This is a genomic window from Marinilactibacillus sp. Marseille-P9653 (assembly GCF_916618885.1).
Taxonomy (GTDB): Bacteria; Bacillota; Bacilli; order Lactobacillales; family Carnobacteriaceae_A; genus Marinilactibacillus.
Window position 1 is genome coordinate 1417044 of sequence record NZ_CAKAKH010000001.1, and the last position, 14305, is coordinate 1431348.

Annotated in this window: 19 protein-coding genes; 16 read left to right on the forward strand and 3 right to left on the reverse strand. The window is 36.1% G+C overall.

The genetic code is table 11. The features are described 5' to 3' along the window. Positions 1 to 166: 166 nt before the first annotated feature. Positions 167 to 781 carry a histidine phosphatase family protein gene (locus tag LG377_RS06935; protein WP_225743949.1) on the reverse strand — a complete coding sequence of 205 codons (615 nt, stop codon included), beginning with the start codon at positions 779 to 781 and terminating at the stop codon, positions 167 to 169. 275 nt (positions 782 to 1056) lie between these two features. On the opposite strand from LG377_RS06935, the gene LG377_RS06940 reads away from it, so the two are divergent. Further along, entirely contained in the window at positions 1057 to 3210 is a 2154-nt protein-coding gene (locus tag LG377_RS06940; RefSeq protein ID WP_225743950.1) for a penicillin-binding protein 2, read from the forward strand. A gap of 112 nt (positions 3211 to 3322) precedes the next feature. On the opposite strand, the gene rpmG is transcribed toward LG377_RS06940, so the two are convergent. Then, complete coding sequence (rpmG, locus tag LG377_RS06945) at positions 3323 to 3472, reverse strand: 50S ribosomal protein L33 (RefSeq protein ID WP_072694965.1); 150 nt, start codon at positions 3470 to 3472, stop codon at positions 3323 to 3325. 258 nt (positions 3473 to 3730) lie between these two features. On the opposite strand from rpmG, the gene LG377_RS06950 reads away from it, so the two are divergent. From LG377_RS06950 to LG377_RS06980, 7 genes are all read left to right on the forward strand, one after another. Next, the gene (locus LG377_RS06950; protein WP_225743951.1) at positions 3731 to 4087 is read left to right on the forward strand and encodes a helix-turn-helix domain-containing protein; all 357 of its coding nucleotides are present in this window, start codon (positions 3731 to 3733) and stop codon (positions 4085 to 4087) included. 31 nt (positions 4088 to 4118) lie between these two features. Further along, positions 4119 to 4676, forward strand: coding sequence for an endolytic transglycosylase MltG (locus LG377_RS06955; RefSeq protein ID WP_225743952.1), 558 nt, complete (start codon positions 4119 to 4121; stop codon positions 4674 to 4676). A 99-nt stretch (positions 4677 to 4775) separates the two neighbouring features. Further along, the gene (locus tag LG377_RS06960; RefSeq protein ID WP_225743953.1) at positions 4776 to 5096 is read left to right on the forward strand and encodes a hypothetical protein; all 321 of its coding nucleotides are present in this window, start codon (positions 4776 to 4778) and stop codon (positions 5094 to 5096) included. Between the two features lie 134 nt (positions 5097 to 5230). Further along, complete coding sequence (locus LG377_RS06965; RefSeq protein WP_225743954.1) at positions 5231 to 5932, forward strand: rhomboid family intramembrane serine protease; 702 nt, start codon at positions 5231 to 5233, stop codon at positions 5930 to 5932. A gap of 18 nt (positions 5933 to 5950) precedes the next feature. Then, on the forward strand, positions 5951 to 6928 hold the full coding sequence (locus LG377_RS06970) for an ROK family glucokinase (RefSeq protein WP_225743955.1): 978 nt from the start codon (positions 5951 to 5953) through the stop codon (positions 6926 to 6928). 72 nt (positions 6929 to 7000) lie between these two features. Then, the gene (locus tag LG377_RS06975; protein ID WP_225743956.1) at positions 7001 to 8107 is read left to right on the forward strand and encodes a hypothetical protein; all 1107 of its coding nucleotides are present in this window, start codon (positions 7001 to 7003) and stop codon (positions 8105 to 8107) included. Positions 8108 to 8189: 82 nt separating this feature from the next. Further along, positions 8190 to 8579: a rhodanese-like domain-containing protein gene (locus LG377_RS06980; protein ID WP_225744645.1), complete on the forward strand. Its 390-nt coding sequence runs from the start codon at positions 8190 to 8192 to the stop codon at positions 8577 to 8579. A gap of 47 nt (positions 8580 to 8626) precedes the next feature. Here LG377_RS06980 and LG377_RS06985 read toward each other — a convergent pair whose 3' ends face one another. After that, entirely contained in the window at positions 8627 to 9439 is an 813-nt protein-coding gene (locus tag LG377_RS06985; protein ID WP_225743957.1) for a pyruvate, water dikinase regulatory protein, read from the reverse strand. A 134-nt stretch (positions 9440 to 9573) separates the two neighbouring features. Here LG377_RS06985 and LG377_RS06990 point away from each other — a divergent pair, with 134 nt between their 5' ends. From LG377_RS06990 to era, 8 genes are all read left to right on the forward strand, one after another. After that, the gene (locus LG377_RS06990) at positions 9574 to 9996 is read left to right on the forward strand and encodes a Fur family transcriptional regulator (RefSeq protein ID WP_225743958.1); all 423 of its coding nucleotides are present in this window, start codon (positions 9574 to 9576) and stop codon (positions 9994 to 9996) included. A gap of 230 nt (positions 9997 to 10226) precedes the next feature. Next, complete coding sequence (rpsU, locus tag LG377_RS06995) at positions 10227 to 10409, forward strand: 30S ribosomal protein S21 (RefSeq protein ID WP_225743959.1); 183 nt, start codon at positions 10227 to 10229, stop codon at positions 10407 to 10409. 63 nt (positions 10410 to 10472) lie between these two features. Then, entirely contained in the window at positions 10473 to 10919 is a 447-nt protein-coding gene (locus tag LG377_RS07000) for a GatB/YqeY domain-containing protein (RefSeq protein WP_225743960.1), read from the forward strand. Between the two features lie 191 nt (positions 10920 to 11110). Beyond that, on the forward strand, positions 11111 to 12082 hold the full coding sequence (locus LG377_RS07005) for a PhoH family protein (protein ID WP_225743961.1): 972 nt from the start codon (positions 11111 to 11113) through the stop codon (positions 12080 to 12082). Next, positions 12082 to 12555 carry an rRNA maturation RNase YbeY gene (gene ybeY, locus LG377_RS07010; protein ID WP_225743962.1) on the forward strand — a complete coding sequence of 158 codons (474 nt, stop codon included), beginning with the start codon at positions 12082 to 12084 and terminating at the stop codon, positions 12553 to 12555. Before LG377_RS07005 ends, ybeY begins: the two co-directional genes overlap by 1 nt. Then, positions 12539 to 12934, forward strand: a complete 396-nt coding sequence (locus tag LG377_RS07015; protein ID WP_225743963.1) for a diacylglycerol kinase family protein — start codon at positions 12539 to 12541, stop codon at positions 12932 to 12934. The genes ybeY and LG377_RS07015 overlap by 17 nt, the downstream gene beginning before the upstream one ends. A gap of 18 nt (positions 12935 to 12952) precedes the next feature. Continuing rightward, positions 12953 to 13357: a cytidine deaminase gene (locus LG377_RS07020; protein ID WP_225743964.1), complete on the forward strand. Its 405-nt coding sequence runs from the start codon at positions 12953 to 12955 to the stop codon at positions 13355 to 13357. Position 13358: 1 nt separating this feature from the next. Next, entirely contained in the window at positions 13359 to 14267 is a 909-nt protein-coding gene (era, locus tag LG377_RS07025; RefSeq protein ID WP_225743965.1) for a GTPase Era, read from the forward strand. The last annotated feature ends 38 nt before the right edge of the window (positions 14268 to 14305 follow it).

Sequence of the window (14305 nt, forward strand, 5' to 3'; positions counted from 1 at the left end):
TATCTGTTACATTATGCATACCCTGTTAAACTAAGTATGTATTTATGTTAGGAAGAAAAGTGAAACAGACAAATTGTATTGCTCAAAAAGAATCAGGAAGTGTACCTTAGTACGCTTCCTGATTCTTTTTTACTTTGAAAAATGCAGTAATGGGTGGCGGCCAACGTTAAATCAAATGTTGGACTAAATTTTCTTGAGTGATTTCCCATTCATCCTTAACGAATTCGATCTTATGCAAACTTGTATGAGAGGTGGGAAAGGGTTTATTCTTATTTGTCCATTCTATTCCTTTTAGAATATGGTAAATGATGTTTATTACACCTCCATGAGTTACAATCAACAAGTTTTCATTATGTTTTATATTAGTCTGATTTTTGAGTACTTCATCAAGGACCTTTTGTATTCGGTTGAAATTGTCCTCTGGACTTTCGCCACCCGGGTAACTTTCATCCATTCGTAGACTATCAAAGTATAAGCCAGGGTACTTTTGATCTGCTTCATCATTTAGCATGCCTGCTAAGTAACCGTTATTGGTTTCACGCCAATCTTCAGATTTTTCAATAGGCAACTGCAACAGATTCGCTATACATGCGGCGGTCTCCGTTGCTCTCTTTAAATCACTGGATATCACTCTATTTATGCTGAGTTCCTTATAATTCTTTTTCAAATATTCACCTAATTTTTTCGACTGTTCAATCCCTTCTTTTGTGAGTCCTCTTTGACTCCAGCCACCACGAAATCCATCTTCATCCTTACCATGCCGTACTAAATAAATGCCCATAGATTTCCTCCAGTAAAAAAGATAGTTTTATTATACAGATCTAGTAATAATAACGACACTGCAAGTAATTATTATAAACTAGTTTAACTATTCTTTATATATTGATAAGATTTACATAAATTTAGTCAACTTCACAGAAATTTCCTTTTTAACTTATAGAAAAAAGACCTTCTGTTTGGTAAACTAGTTTGAGCATATAAAGATTACATTTAAAAATTACAATTCCTTAAACAGTGATTCTATTTACTTACGCAAAATTAGTGGAGGTATTTTATTTGATTAAACCAGCAAAAAAAGTAAACGAAAGAAAAAAATCCCATATCCCATTCAGACTGAATTTATTATTTTTTATCGTCTTTCTGTTATTTACAGCTTTAATTTTAAGACTTGGGTATCTGCAGATCGTTAAAGCAGATGAGTACCGTGCAGAAGTAGAGCGTACAGAAAATACTACAATTACGGGTAGTGTTCCTCGTGGAGAGATTTTTGATGCCAATCTAAAAAAATTAGTTGGAAACGAAGCTAGAAATACGATTACTTATACGCGTGGTAAAAGTACTAGTAGTACTGATATGGCAGAACTTTCGCTCAAGCTAGCAGATTACATCTCTATGCCGCATGTTTCTCCATTTGATAGTGACGAAGGAAGAGATATCACTCTAAGAGATATGCAGGATTATTATATTTCTACCAATCTGGAAGATTTGAATAAATCTCTGACAGATGAAGAAAAAAAGCTCAGTGGCTCTAAATCTTATCAAGCGCTTTTGGATAAAGTCTCAGAAGACGATGTATCTGGCTTTAGCGACAAAGAGAAAATAGCTACGGCTATATTCAAGAAGATGAATGCTTCGTATGCACTTAGTACAGTTAATATTAAAAATGAAGATGTGACTCAAGAAGAAATTGCTCGAGTTAGCGAAAGTTTAGGCCAACTACCCGGTATTGGAACGGGTACGGATTGGGTACGTGTTTATCCGGAAGAAAACATGCTTAGAAGTGTTTTAGGTGGGGTAACTACAGAAGCACAAGGTATTCCGAGTGATAAAGTCAGTAAATACCTTGCAATGGGATATTCTAGAAATGATAGGGTCGGCCGAACATATCTAGAATCACAATATGAATCAGTTCTTAGAGGAACAAAATCTAGTATAGAAACAGAGACAAATACTTCCGGAGAAGTCATTAACCAGATTGAAAAATATTCAGGTAGTAAAGGCGACAACTTAATTTTAACTTCTGATATTGACTTCCAGAGAACACTTGAGCAGATTGCAAAGGATTCTCTTGGTAAACGAGAAGGTAAGAATGACAGAATATATATAGCAGCTATGAATCCTAAAACGGGAGATATCTTAGGAATGACGGGACAACGAATTAAAGATGGAGAAGTAATAGATGATGCACTAGGCGTATTTACTTCATCTTACAATATGGGCTCTTCTATAAAAGGAGCTACTGTGTTATCTGCATATATGGATGGAGTTTTAGATTCAAGTAATAACAGAATTATAGATACACCTCTAAAATTTAGAGGATCGAATGATATATCTTCTGTGTTTAATAGAAGTGGTTCTATAGAAATGAATGATATCACTGCTTTAGAACGTTCCTCAAACGTTTATATGGCTCGTTTAGCCATGAGAATGGGAGGAATTTGGGACTATACTAGAGATCAAACGTTACCATTAAACTATAATGAACTTATTAAAAAACAACGAGAATATTATGCCATGTTCGGACTGGGTGTAAATACTGGTATAGATTTACCAAGTGAAGAAACTGGTCTTAAAGGTACTCCCACTCAACCAGGTGAGGCATTATTTGAAGCTTTCGGTCAATATGATACGTATACGACCTTACAGCTTCTGCAGTATGTTTCAACTATAGCCAATGATGGAACAAGAATTGCGCCCAGATTAGTATCTGAAATAAGAGATACTGACCCAGAAACTGGCGGCGTAGGTGCTTTAAAAACTGAAATCGAACCAAAAGTATTAAATAAGATACCTGTTGAAGAAGAGGCATTAAACAGAGTCCAACAAGGGTTTTATCAAGCGGTTAATGGTTCACAAGGATCAGCTCGTTCTTATTTCACTGGTACGCCTTATGAGTCTGCCGGTAAAACCGGAACAGCTCAAGCGTTCTATTATGATGAAGAGCTTGGAAGAAATGATGGAAGAGTCATTAACTTGACCTACGTTGGATACGCGCCTTTTGACAATCCAGAAATTGCCGTTGCAGTAGTTGTTCCTTATTTGCCAGAAAGAGACTCTGAAAGAAATAATCATGAAAATACAAGAGCCGCAAGAAGGGTTATGGATGCGTATTTCAAAGTAGGTGAATTCGAAACAGATAATTCTGGAGCCGAAGAAACAGTTGAAGATATCCAATCTGCTGCGAATGAAGCACAAAACGACGAAGAATAAGAAAAAAGTTTCGTAAAGCAAATAGACCATCAGAGGTTAAAGTACAATCTCTGATGGTCTATTTTTTATAAACAAAAAGCCGAAAGATCATCTCTCGGCTTTTTTGCTTGAATTATTTAGTTTCACGGTGCAATGTTACTTTTTGCTCTCTCGGGCAATATTTTTTAACTTCTAAACGTTCCGCATTGTTACGTTTGTTCTTAGAAGTTAGATAGTTGCGTTCTTTGCAGTCTGTACATTCTAAAGTTACGTTTACTCGCATTATGGTCCCTCCCAATCTTACCTGAATTAAAGACTAACATGGTGTCTAGTCTTTCGCCTTGACTAGAATACCATGTTTCTAAAAAAAATGCTATCTTTTTTAGACCTGAAATCCTATTTTACACGTTAATTGTTATGTTTTAAAGAAAAACTGCTTTGCAAACAGATTACAATTTGTTTATAGGAGCATCGAGTTCTTCCTGTTTAATTGGGATTATGGTAAAATTTGTAAGGCGATAAATCTTTAGGAGGAAAAAACATGGAGTTATGGATCATCATCGGAATACTTTTTGGGATATCGGCTATTTTGTTAGTCGTTTCATTTCTGAAAAAAGAAGAAAAAGATCGGACGTATAAAGAACTAGAAGATGTTTCATTGAATTTGGTACAGATTATTTATGGTTTAAATAAAAGAGTTAAAACTCTTGAAAAAGAACTTAAAATAGAAAATCCAGAACAGACTTTTCCTGATCGTGTAACGAATATGACGCAAACGCACATATTAACGTTATTTACACAAGGCCTGTCTGCAAAAGAGATATCAGAACATTTACATGTTTCTGAAGCTTCAGTTCAACACACGATTGATGCTTATATAGCGGATGGAATCAATTAGCAAAAAATTCGACAACGAAAGGAACTGTTCAATGTCTAAGAAAAATGTACGTATACTAGCACTTGGATTTTTTATTTCTGGACTTCTACTTGCGTTATTTTACTTTGTTTTTCCAGCACCTTCTTCAGCAAGTACCCAGAATAATAATGAAGTAGATGAGTTGAAATCAGAAGTTTCTTATTTACAAAGCAAGATAGCTGAAATGGAAGTAGCTCAAATTGAAGAGCCAGCTGCGGATGTAGAAGTAGAAGCTAGTGAAGAACAACCAGAGGAAGATACTGAAGAAAACAACGAAGAATCAGAAGAAAACGCTGATACCGAAGAAACGGAAGACGCTACTGAAGAAGAAAATCAGGAAGAAGAAGTTGAAGAAGATCCTGTTGTTACTTCTACCGTTACAATTGGAGACGGACAACCAAGTAGTGTTGCAGCGAGCCAGCTATTAGATCAAAATATTATTGAAGATCGTTTTGAATTTGACAGCTTCTTAGAAGATAATGATTATGCTCCACTTGTCAGACCTGGCAGCTACGAGATCAGAAGTGATATGTCTTACGAAGAAATTGCACAAGCCTTAATGGGGCGATAATTCTTTCTCACAAAACAGGCGTATGATTTCTATAACTTTCTCAATTCCTATATGATTAGAGTATCATGAAAAAGAGAAAGGTTGATTAGAATGAGTAAAATGTCTAAAGTCAGTATGACGAATGGTGAACTTTACATGATTCAATTAACACCCAATGAGATTACAACGGCTTTTAGTAAATCAGATTCGGATTTTCAGGAATTTCAATTAAAATCTGGAGAAACGATTTATCTACATGCCGCACATATTGTTTCGATTGAAAGTACCGGTGAAACAACTAGCTTAACAGATTCATTCGATACGGATCATGTAGAAGCTGGAAATTCACATCCTACACAAAAAGATAAAGATGAAAAGGCAGATCAGAATCTCAAAGCTGCCAAAGCTTTTAAAGAAGATTTAGAAGGTAATATGGAGTAAACAGACTTCTTAGCTACCAAAGGTCCTACAGATCTTTGGTAGCTTTTTTCGTTTGACACCGTTTTATTTGTCTCTCAAAAACCCATTTTATGTGCTATACTATTTATTAAATAGCTGAAAAGGAGGATCGAAACATGAACCCTCAAATGAAAATGTCTCTTAGGAGATGGCAAAGAAAGCCTTATGTTACATATGGACTGATGGTAATAACAATTGTTATGTTCTTTCTTCAAACTGTAAATGGTGGAAGTGAAAATCCACTAGTTTTAGTACAGTATGGAGCTAAGGTCAATCAGTTAATTATTTTTGGTGAATGGTGGCGACTCATTACACCTGTATTTCTTCACATTGGTTTTGAGCATATTCTATTTAATTGCGTGCTCATCTATTTTTTAGGGATTCAAGTTGAAGACATTTTTGGACATTGGCGATATTTTTTATTGTACATGTTAAGCGCACTTGCTGGAAACGTTACCAGCTTCGCTTTTAATCAATCTATTTCTGCGGGAGCCAGTACAGCTCTTTTTGGGCTATTCGGAGCTACTCTAGCTTTACCCAAACTTTTTCCAAATAATTATAGTATTAAAGAAATGTCAAAAAGGTTTATGGCTTTAATTATCATAAATCTAGTATTTGGAATTTTCAGTAGTGGTATTGATATGGCTGGCCACATAGGCGGAATTGCTGGAGGGTATCTACTGACATATGCACTATCTGCTCCTAACGCTTGGGTCAGTGGTTTGAAAGTGCAAGGTAAGTATGCTGCAATATATTTAATCGCTTTAATTATTTTACTTGTCATTGGCTGGCAAACAACCAGCTCACTATATTTTTAATATTCGGAGGATTACATGATGCTTGAGAAAAAATTAATTGGAATCGATCTTGGTGGTACAACCGTTAAATTTGCAATCTTAACAACAGATGGTCAAGTACAAACTAAATGGAGTATAGAAACAGATAGTTCTGATCTAGGGACTAAAATCGTTCCTTCAATTATTGAATCTATTTTACATCACATAGAGTTGTACGGAATGCAAAAAGAAGAATTCTTAGGGATCGGTATGGGTTCACCAGGAAGTGTGAATCACGGAGAAGGGACCGTAATTGGTGCTTATAACTTAAATTGGCGTACAACTCAGACCGTTAAAGCCGCCATCGAAGCAGGAACAGGTATACCGTTCGTTATTGATAACGACGCTAATGTTGCTGCTTTAGGAGAACAATGGATGGGTGCTGGTAATAACGAACCTAACGTTGTATTTATAACTTTAGGCACTGGTGTAGGCGGAGGCATCATTATGAATAATGAGTTAATGCATGGCGCTACTGGTGCTGCTGGTGAAATCGGGCATATCGTTGTTGATCCTCATGGATTTGATTGCACATGTGGCAATAAAGGCTGTCTGGAAACTGTCGCTAGTGCAACTGGAGTCGTCAGGCTAGCGAGAACGATGGCTGAAGCTTTTGCAGGAGAATCTATGTTAAAAGAAAGCATCGATAATGGAGACAGTGTAGATGCGAAAACAGTTTTTGATGCAGCTAAAGGTAACGATACTTTTGCAAATATTGTTGTAGATGAAGTGTGCAATTATCTCGCATTAGCTTGTGGTAATATCGCTAATATGTTAAATCCCTCAACAATCGTTATCGGCGGAGGTGTATCTAGAGCTGGAGATTTCTTGTTAAATAGGATCACAGAAAAATTCAAAAGATACGCTTTTCCACCAATTTATGATCATACTAAAATTAAAATTGCTGAATTAGGTAATGATGCTGGTGTAATCGGAGCAAGTTCTCTGGTACTCAACCAATCTACAGCTGAGGTTTAATACGTGAAAATTCTACCTTTATTGTGCTAGTATTAAGAATATACTAATACAAGAGTAAAGAGGGTGATTAAAATGCTGAGAATAAACGGTCGTTATATGGTCTGTTTTATTCCTACGCTTTTGATCACCCTCTTTCTTTTTGGATGTAGCTCTCTTGATACTAAAGAAACAGAAGAAGTGGATGAAGAACTAGAATCGTTTGTTCAAATTGATCAATCAAAACAAACCGTTCAGAAAATTGTTGGTTGGTTGAATGAAACAGATATACTCGTTCACTTAGGAGATCAAGAAGAGCAAGAATTGATTCGATTAAATATTCATACTGGAGAACAGAAAAACATTTATACTACAAGTCAACATATTCTAACAGTAGAGATCAATACATCCTTGGATAAACTTCTTATTCAGGAAGGCTCTGACTCAATTGTTGAATTGTTTACAATGACCACAGAAGGAGAAGAGCTACATAGAATAGACCTTGGTTATTCTGGCTATATTTCTGTCGACTGGAATGCAGTCGATGAAAATCTCCTGTTTTTATCTCACTATCAATATGATCAGGAAACATCTGTAGAATCTTCGAAAGTCATGATCTGGAATATAGAGACCAATGAATTAGCTGACTTCCACATAGATGCTATTGAACCAAGCTGGTATTCTGCACATTTGTATCTATATGTAAACGACGAAGATGGTTACTTATATATTGGAGATACCAGGTCCACTGAAGGCGATCAGATGATTAACAACAAAACTATTGACTATCACCTTTATCAAGATACCTTTATATCTATGGAGGCTTCGGATATAAATGAAAAAGAGGTTCACTTAATGAAAGACCACCCTTTTTTGGTAAATCAAGGCGCACTGACCATCCCTAAAGTATCGAGGGGGGGAACACCTGTAAAACCTTTTCTATCTCAGAGTACTCGAAATGGAGCCGTTTTAGGAGTCATTGCAAATGAGGCTATAGATTTGAATCTGTCACTAGGAAATTTCAACTTGTGTTTATTGGATTTTGAGAACAATGAATATGAAAAACTTTTAGAGCTTCCGGACAACGCTCCAATAGCATTGTCTCCAAATGAACAATACGTTCTTTACGGCTGGCAGTTTGAAAATATTATAGAATTAGATGGCACGGAAGAATTGATTTCTCTTATTACTGATCCTTCTTGAAATATACACTAGAAAAAAACGCTTTTCTAATGTAATATGTAAAGGTGAGAAGTGATAGAGAGGAAGTTTGAAATTGGATGGAATGACAATTTTTACTATAATTCTTTGGATTGGGTTACTTGCGTGGGGGATTTGGGAACTGGTTCAGTATTTCAGAAGAAAGAATGCTGCTGAAGTTGTAACTAAAGAAGTTTTCAAGGAAAATATGCGTAGAGCTCAAATCGTAGATGTAAGAGGGAAAGACGAATTCGATGCTGGCCATATTCTTGGCGCTCGTAACGTCCCATATATGCAGATGAAGCAAAGAGGAAACGAATTGCGCAAAGATCAGCCAATCTACTTGTACGATGAGAAAAAAGCGATGAGTGCACGAGCAGCCATCATGCTTAAGAAACAAGGTTACTCTAATCTGTACATCTTAAAAGGCGGTTACGCTGATTGGGACGGTAAAATCAAACGTAAGAAAGCTTAGTGTTTTATGCGAAAAAGCAGCTAGACCATTTGGTCAGCTGCTTTTTCTTATTGTGCTTGAAAAGAATTTACGATGATTGCGGCCGTTTCTTCAATAGATTTATTGGCTACATTAATGATTTGACAGTCTAACTTTTTATACAAGTCTTCAGCGTAACGAATTTCTTTTTGAATTCGCGCGGTGCTTGAATAGGGCGTATCTGGATTCATTCCATAAGAGATCATTCTTTCTCTTCGAATATTAGATAAAATACTTTCATCGTTTGTTAGTCCGACAATTTTTCTGGAATCTACTTGCCATAATTCTTTTGGTATTTCAGATTCAGGCATAAGCGGTAAGTTGGCAACTTTATAATTCTGATTTGCAAGATAAATACTCAGCGGCGTTTTTGAAGTTCTCGAAATCCCTAATATAACGATATCAGCTTCGAGAAATCCTTTAGGATCTTTACCATCATCGTAGGTTACTGCAAATTCCATTGCGCCTATACGATCAAAGTAATTTTCATCCAGCTTATGCATGGCACCAGGTTTGCCTTGAGGTTCTAAATTTGTTCTTTCGCTAATTTCTCTGATAATCGGGTTCAGTATATCAATACAAGTCAAATTATGTTCACTACAGTAATCGTGAATGGTGTTAATTAACACGCTATCAACAAAAGTATGTAGAATCAGTGCATTGACCGCCTCTGCTTTTTCTAAAATACTCAATAATTGTTTCTTTTCTCTAATAAAAGAAAATATTTTAAAGTCACAATGTAGACTAGGAAACTGTGAAAGAGCGGCGTTACTAATGTTGCTAGCCGTTCCTCCGACAGAATCAGATAATACAAATATAGCTAATGGTTGATGGTCTCCCATAAGGTTCGTCCTCTCTCATTTCAATATAACTCAGTATACAGGACACTTATATATTGTTAAAGTCTCACCCTCGTCTTGATATTTTTTAACATATTCGCTATTATAAACTAAACTAATTAAAAGGAAGCGATCGCTTGACTGCTTTTGAACAAGCTGTAACAACTTTAAAGAAAAATGGCTATAAAACAACCGGCAAACGACAAAAGCTTTTAGAACTCTTATACAATCAAGATAAGTATATGTCAGCCAAAGAAGTTCAGGATCATTTAAAAGAACTTTTTCCAGGAATCAGTCCAGATACGATTTACCGTAATTTAAATACTTTTGTGGAATTATCTGTAGTGGAAGAAACTGAATTAAACGGTGAAAAACTTTTCCGATTTAATTGTGACATGCATGGTCACCACCATCATCACTTTATCTGTACGAATTGTGGGAAGACTATTGGCTTGAAAGACTGTCCGCTAGACATGTTTGCAGACCAGCTACCAGGCTGTAAAGTGGTTTCTCATAGATTTGAATTGTTTGGATTATGCGATGACTGTGTTGCAAGTTAATTTAAATAGGTTAACTGTTCAAATCTAACTAAAGATAAAAACTTTAATTATTTTACAACAATGTATTGACGTAAAATATCTTGTTGTATATAATGAGCAAGAACTGTTTTTATGCATTTTCAATGTATATGAAATCAGTTACATCATTTATTGATAGGGAAGACCAATTGTGATTAATGAACTCATTAAACAATGGAACGCCCTGAACGTACGAGGGGAGGGGAAGAACGATGACTAAAACAGATATCAAGAACGGTGAGAGTCTTGATGATGCTCTTCGTCGCTTCAAACGTTCCGTTTCTAAAACAGGCACATTAAAAGAAGCCCGTAAACGTGAATACTATGAAAAGCCAAGTGTAAAACGTAAAAAGAAATCTGAGGAAGCAAGAAAACGTAAACCTGGTAAATTTTAATTTACTGTTTCGTTGCCTCGATGTATTTTAATGTACCACCACTTTTTTAAGAGGGTGAATCGTTTGGCCAAACTAGAAGAACTAAATCAAGATATGAAAGTAGCGATGAAAGCTAAAGATCGTGAGAGTCTAACAACTATTCGTATGCTTAAATCTGCATTGCAGAATGAGCAGATCAACAAAGGTGAAGAGTTGACAGATGATGAAGAACTAACTGTTCTTGCTCGCGAGAAAAAGCAGAGACTGGAATCTTTACACGAGTTTCAAGAAGCTGACCGTAAGGATTTAGTGGAAAAACTCGAAAAAGAATTGTCCATTGTTGATCGTTATCTTCCAGAACAATTAACTGAGGAAGAAATTTCTCAAATTGTTCAAGATGCAGTCGTTCAGACTGGAGCTGACTCCATGAAAGATATGGGGAAAGTAATGGGTGCCATTTTACCTCAAGTTAAAGGTAAAGCTGACGGAAGTCTGGTAAGCTCACTAGTCAAAAAAGAACTAAGCAAATAAAGAAAGGGAGTTGAGATATTCATCTTGACTCCTCTTTTTTTTTTGACTTTTTTCTTTGAACAACGGCTATGAAACTCTAATTGAATAAGAAAATGCTATTATACTTCTAAAGATAGAGATTAGATTACATTTATGCTATCATTTGATAGAAGAGATTATTAATTAAACAATTCAAAGGAGTTGGCATTTGTTTGACTGACAATGCACATAAAAAAGTCCGAATCTTTGATGATTCAGAAATAGCGATTCAAATATTTGGAGCACAGAACATTCATCTCAAATTATTGGAAGATGAATTGGCTGTCACGATAAACAACCGAGGTAATCAAGTTGAGATTAGTGGCGATAAAGAAGCTGTTGAATTAGCAGACAGTGTATTAAACGAAGTAGAGCAGCTTTCTGAAAGAGGAAATAAAATCAAGCGTACAGATATCTTATCTGCAGTAAGAATGGCTCAACAAGGCAAACTATCTCAATTCATAAAAATGTATGAAGAAGAAATTGGTAAAGATCGCGATGGACGTCCAATTCGCATTAAAAATGTGGGTCAGAGAAACTATGTTCATTCTGTAAAAAATAATGACATTGTTTTAGGTATCGGTCCAGCCGGTACTGGTAAAACCTATGTCGCAGTTGCAATGGCAGTAGCGGCAATGCGCAGAGGAGAAGTTAAACGAATCATTTTAACACGTCCTGCTGTTGAAGCAGGGGAAAAATTAGGATTTCTGCCAGGTGATTTAAAAGAAAAAGTCGATCCTTATTTACGACCTCTGTATGATGCGCTTTACAATATATATGGAACAGAGCACACAAACCGTTTAATGGACAGAGAAATTATCGAAGTTGCGCCTTTAGCCTATATGCGTGGTCGTACATTAGATGATGCGTTTGTTATCCTTGACGAAGCTCAAAATACAACTGTTCCACAAATGAAAATGTTTTTGACTCGTCTAGGTTTTGGCTCAAAAATGATTATTAATGGAGATAAAACTCAAATTGATTTACCTTCTGGTACGACAAGTGGTTTAATTCATGCTGAGCGTGTATTAAGTGGAGTCACTGGTATCGGTCATATTCACTTTGAAGCCGAAGATGTCATCAGACATCCTTTAGTTGCTAAAGTCATCAAAGCCTATGAAAAAGAAACGGATCTGAAAAAATAATGGAAATCATATTATACGATGAAACAAATCGATTAAAGCCCGAAGAAGAACAGCTGATAACAGAAATTTTAGATTTCTCAGCTGAAAAACTTTCAATTGAAACAACAGCAGAAATTTCTGTAACTATTGTAGACAATCAACGAATTCAAGAGATCAATAAAACCTATAGAAACAAAGATTATGCTACAGACGTCATCAGCTTTGCTATGGAAGACGAGCACGAAGATGAATGGGTTATGCCAGATGATGACTCGTTTGACTTGCCAAGAGTGCTTGGTGACCTGTTTATTTCAATCGAGAAAACAATCGAACAGGCAGAGGAATACGGACACTCATTTAAAAGAGAATTAGGGTTTCTTGTTGTTCACGGCTTACTTCACTTGAATGGCTATGATCATATGAATGAAACGGATGAAAAAGAAATGTTCTCTCTGCAAGAAGAAATTTTAAAGGAGTATGGACTTGAACGATAAAAAACAGCTGCCGCAAAAAAACAGAAGATACAGCGATTCCTTCCGCTATGCATTTGAAGGCGTCAAAACGACTTTTCAGGAAGAACGCAATATGCGTACACATGTTATGGCAGGTGCCATTGCGTTGCTTCTTGGAGTCTTTCTTTCGTTGTCTATAACGGAATGGTTATGGATCTTGTTGGCTTCTTTTCTCGTTTTTGTCATGGAGATTCTAAACACGGTTATTGAAAACCTTGTGGATCTCGTTACGCAAGAGTATCATCCATTAGCTAAAAAAGTAAAAGACATGGCCGCAGCGGCAGTGTTGAGTACAACTGTATTTTCGGTTGTAACTGGGCTACTGATTTTTGCACCAAAGTTGCTGAACCTGTTTTTTTAACGAGAGGATTTTTACAATATGAACAACGATCAAATCAAATCTCTTATTCAACAAGCAGATCAAATGTTAGACAGAGCTTACGTACCGTATTCACATTTTCCAGTTGGTGCTGCACTGATGACTAAAGAAGGAAAAGTATATTCTGGATGCAATATAGAAAATGCATCATTTGGTTTAACAAATTGCGCTGAAAGAACGGCTATCTTTAAAGCAGTCTCTGAGGGAGAAAGAAACTTTGAATATATTGTCGTAACTGGAGATACAGAAGGCCCAATTTCACCTTGTGGTGCTTGCAGACAAGTCATGAGTGAATTCTTTGCACCTGAAACGAAAGTGTTACTTACAAATAAAAAAGGAATGGAACAGGAAACGACTGTAAAAGAATTGCTTCCTGGAGCCTTTCAATCAAAGGATATGGTATAAAATGTCAGAAGAAAGAGTACACAAATCGGGATTCGTCTCGCTTATTGGGAGACCAAATGTTGGTAAATCAACATTATTGAATCGAATGATCGGTCAAAAAATTGCCATCATGAGTGACAAAGCCCAAACAACTAGAAATAAAATACAAGGTATCTATACAACAGATAACGAGCAAGTTGTCTTTATCGATACACCAGGTATTCATAAACCTAAGCACCGATTAGGCGATTTTATGGTAGATTCAGCGTTAAGTACATTTAATGAAGTTGATGTTGTCTTATTTCTTGTGAACGTAGCAGAAAAACGTGGACCTGGAGATAACTTTATCATTGAAAAACTACAACACATTTCTACACCAGTATTTTTGATTTTAAATAAAATTGATCAAGTTCATCCAGATGAATTACTTCCGATCATTGAAGATTACCAGGCACAATACGACTTCGATGAAATCATTCCAATCTCTGCAATTGATGGGAATAATGTGGATCGTATGCTAAATGTTGTTATTAAGTATCTTGATGAAGGCCCTCAATATTATCCTGAAGACCAAGTCTCCGATCATCCTGAGTACTTTATCGTATCAGAATTGATTCGTGAGAAAGTCCTTGAATTAACGAGAGAAGAAGTTCCCCATTCAGTCGCTGTAGTTGTTGAAAGAATGGTTCGAGACGAATACGATAAGGTCAAAGTAGACGCTACAATTATTGTAGAACGTAAAAGTCAAAAAGGCATTATTATTGGAAAAGGCGGTAAAATGCTGAAAGAAATCGGTACGCGTGCTAGAAAAGATATTGAACGACTACTGGGCGATAAAATTTATCTTGAAACTTGGGTTAAAGTTCAAAATGACTGGCGAGACAAACAAACCTATCTTTCAGATTATGGGTACAAGAACGAAGATTATTAATAAATAAAAATCAGCTGGACGTTTTCTGTTACCTAGAA

What these genes read in the sequence shown, in the direction of transcription:
- LG377_RS06985 (WP_225743957.1), bottom strand. Translation starts at nt 9,439, where the DNA reads ATGGGAGACCATCAACCATTAGCTATATTTGTATTATCTGATTCTGTC.
- LG377_RS06950 (WP_225743951.1), top strand. Translation starts at nt 3,731, where the DNA reads ATGGAGTTATGGATCATCATCGGAATACTTTTTGGGATATCGGCTATT.
- LG377_RS06965 (WP_225743954.1), top strand. Translation starts at nt 5,231, where the DNA reads ATGAACCCTCAAATGAAAATGTCTCTTAGGAGATGGCAAAGAAAGCCT.
- LG377_RS07015 (WP_225743963.1), top strand. Translation starts at nt 12,539, where the DNA reads ATGGACTTGAACGATAAAAAACAGCTGCCGCAAAAAAACAGAAGATAC.
- LG377_RS06975 (WP_225743956.1), top strand. Translation starts at nt 7,001, where the DNA reads ATGCTGAGAATAAACGGTCGTTATATGGTCTGTTTTATTCCTACGCTT.
- rpsU (WP_225743959.1), top strand. Translation starts at nt 10,227, where the DNA reads ATGACTAAAACAGATATCAAGAACGGTGAGAGTCTTGATGATGCTCTT.
- LG377_RS06935 (WP_225743949.1), bottom strand. Translation starts at nt 781, where the DNA reads ATGGGCATTTATTTAGTACGGCATGGTAAGGATGAAGATGGATTTCGT.
- LG377_RS06980 (WP_225744645.1), top strand. Translation starts at nt 8,190, where the DNA reads ATGACAATTTTTACTATAATTCTTTGGATTGGGTTACTTGCGTGGGGG.
- LG377_RS06955 (WP_225743952.1), top strand. Translation starts at nt 4,119, where the DNA reads ATGTCTAAGAAAAATGTACGTATACTAGCACTTGGATTTTTTATTTCT.
- LG377_RS06970 (WP_225743955.1), top strand. Translation starts at nt 5,951, where the DNA reads ATGCTTGAGAAAAAATTAATTGGAATCGATCTTGGTGGTACAACCGTT.
- rpmG (WP_072694965.1), bottom strand. Translation starts at nt 3,472, where the DNA reads ATGCGAGTAAACGTAACTTTAGAATGTACAGACTGCAAAGAACGCAAC.
- ybeY (WP_225743962.1), top strand. Translation starts at nt 12,082, where the DNA reads ATGGAAATCATATTATACGATGAAACAAATCGATTAAAGCCCGAAGAA.
- LG377_RS07020 (WP_225743964.1), top strand. Translation starts at nt 12,953, where the DNA reads ATGAACAACGATCAAATCAAATCTCTTATTCAACAAGCAGATCAAATG.
- era (WP_225743965.1), top strand. Translation starts at nt 13,359, where the DNA reads ATGTCAGAAGAAAGAGTACACAAATCGGGATTCGTCTCGCTTATTGGG.
- LG377_RS06960 (WP_225743953.1), top strand. Translation starts at nt 4,776, where the DNA reads ATGTCTAAAGTCAGTATGACGAATGGTGAACTTTACATGATTCAATTA.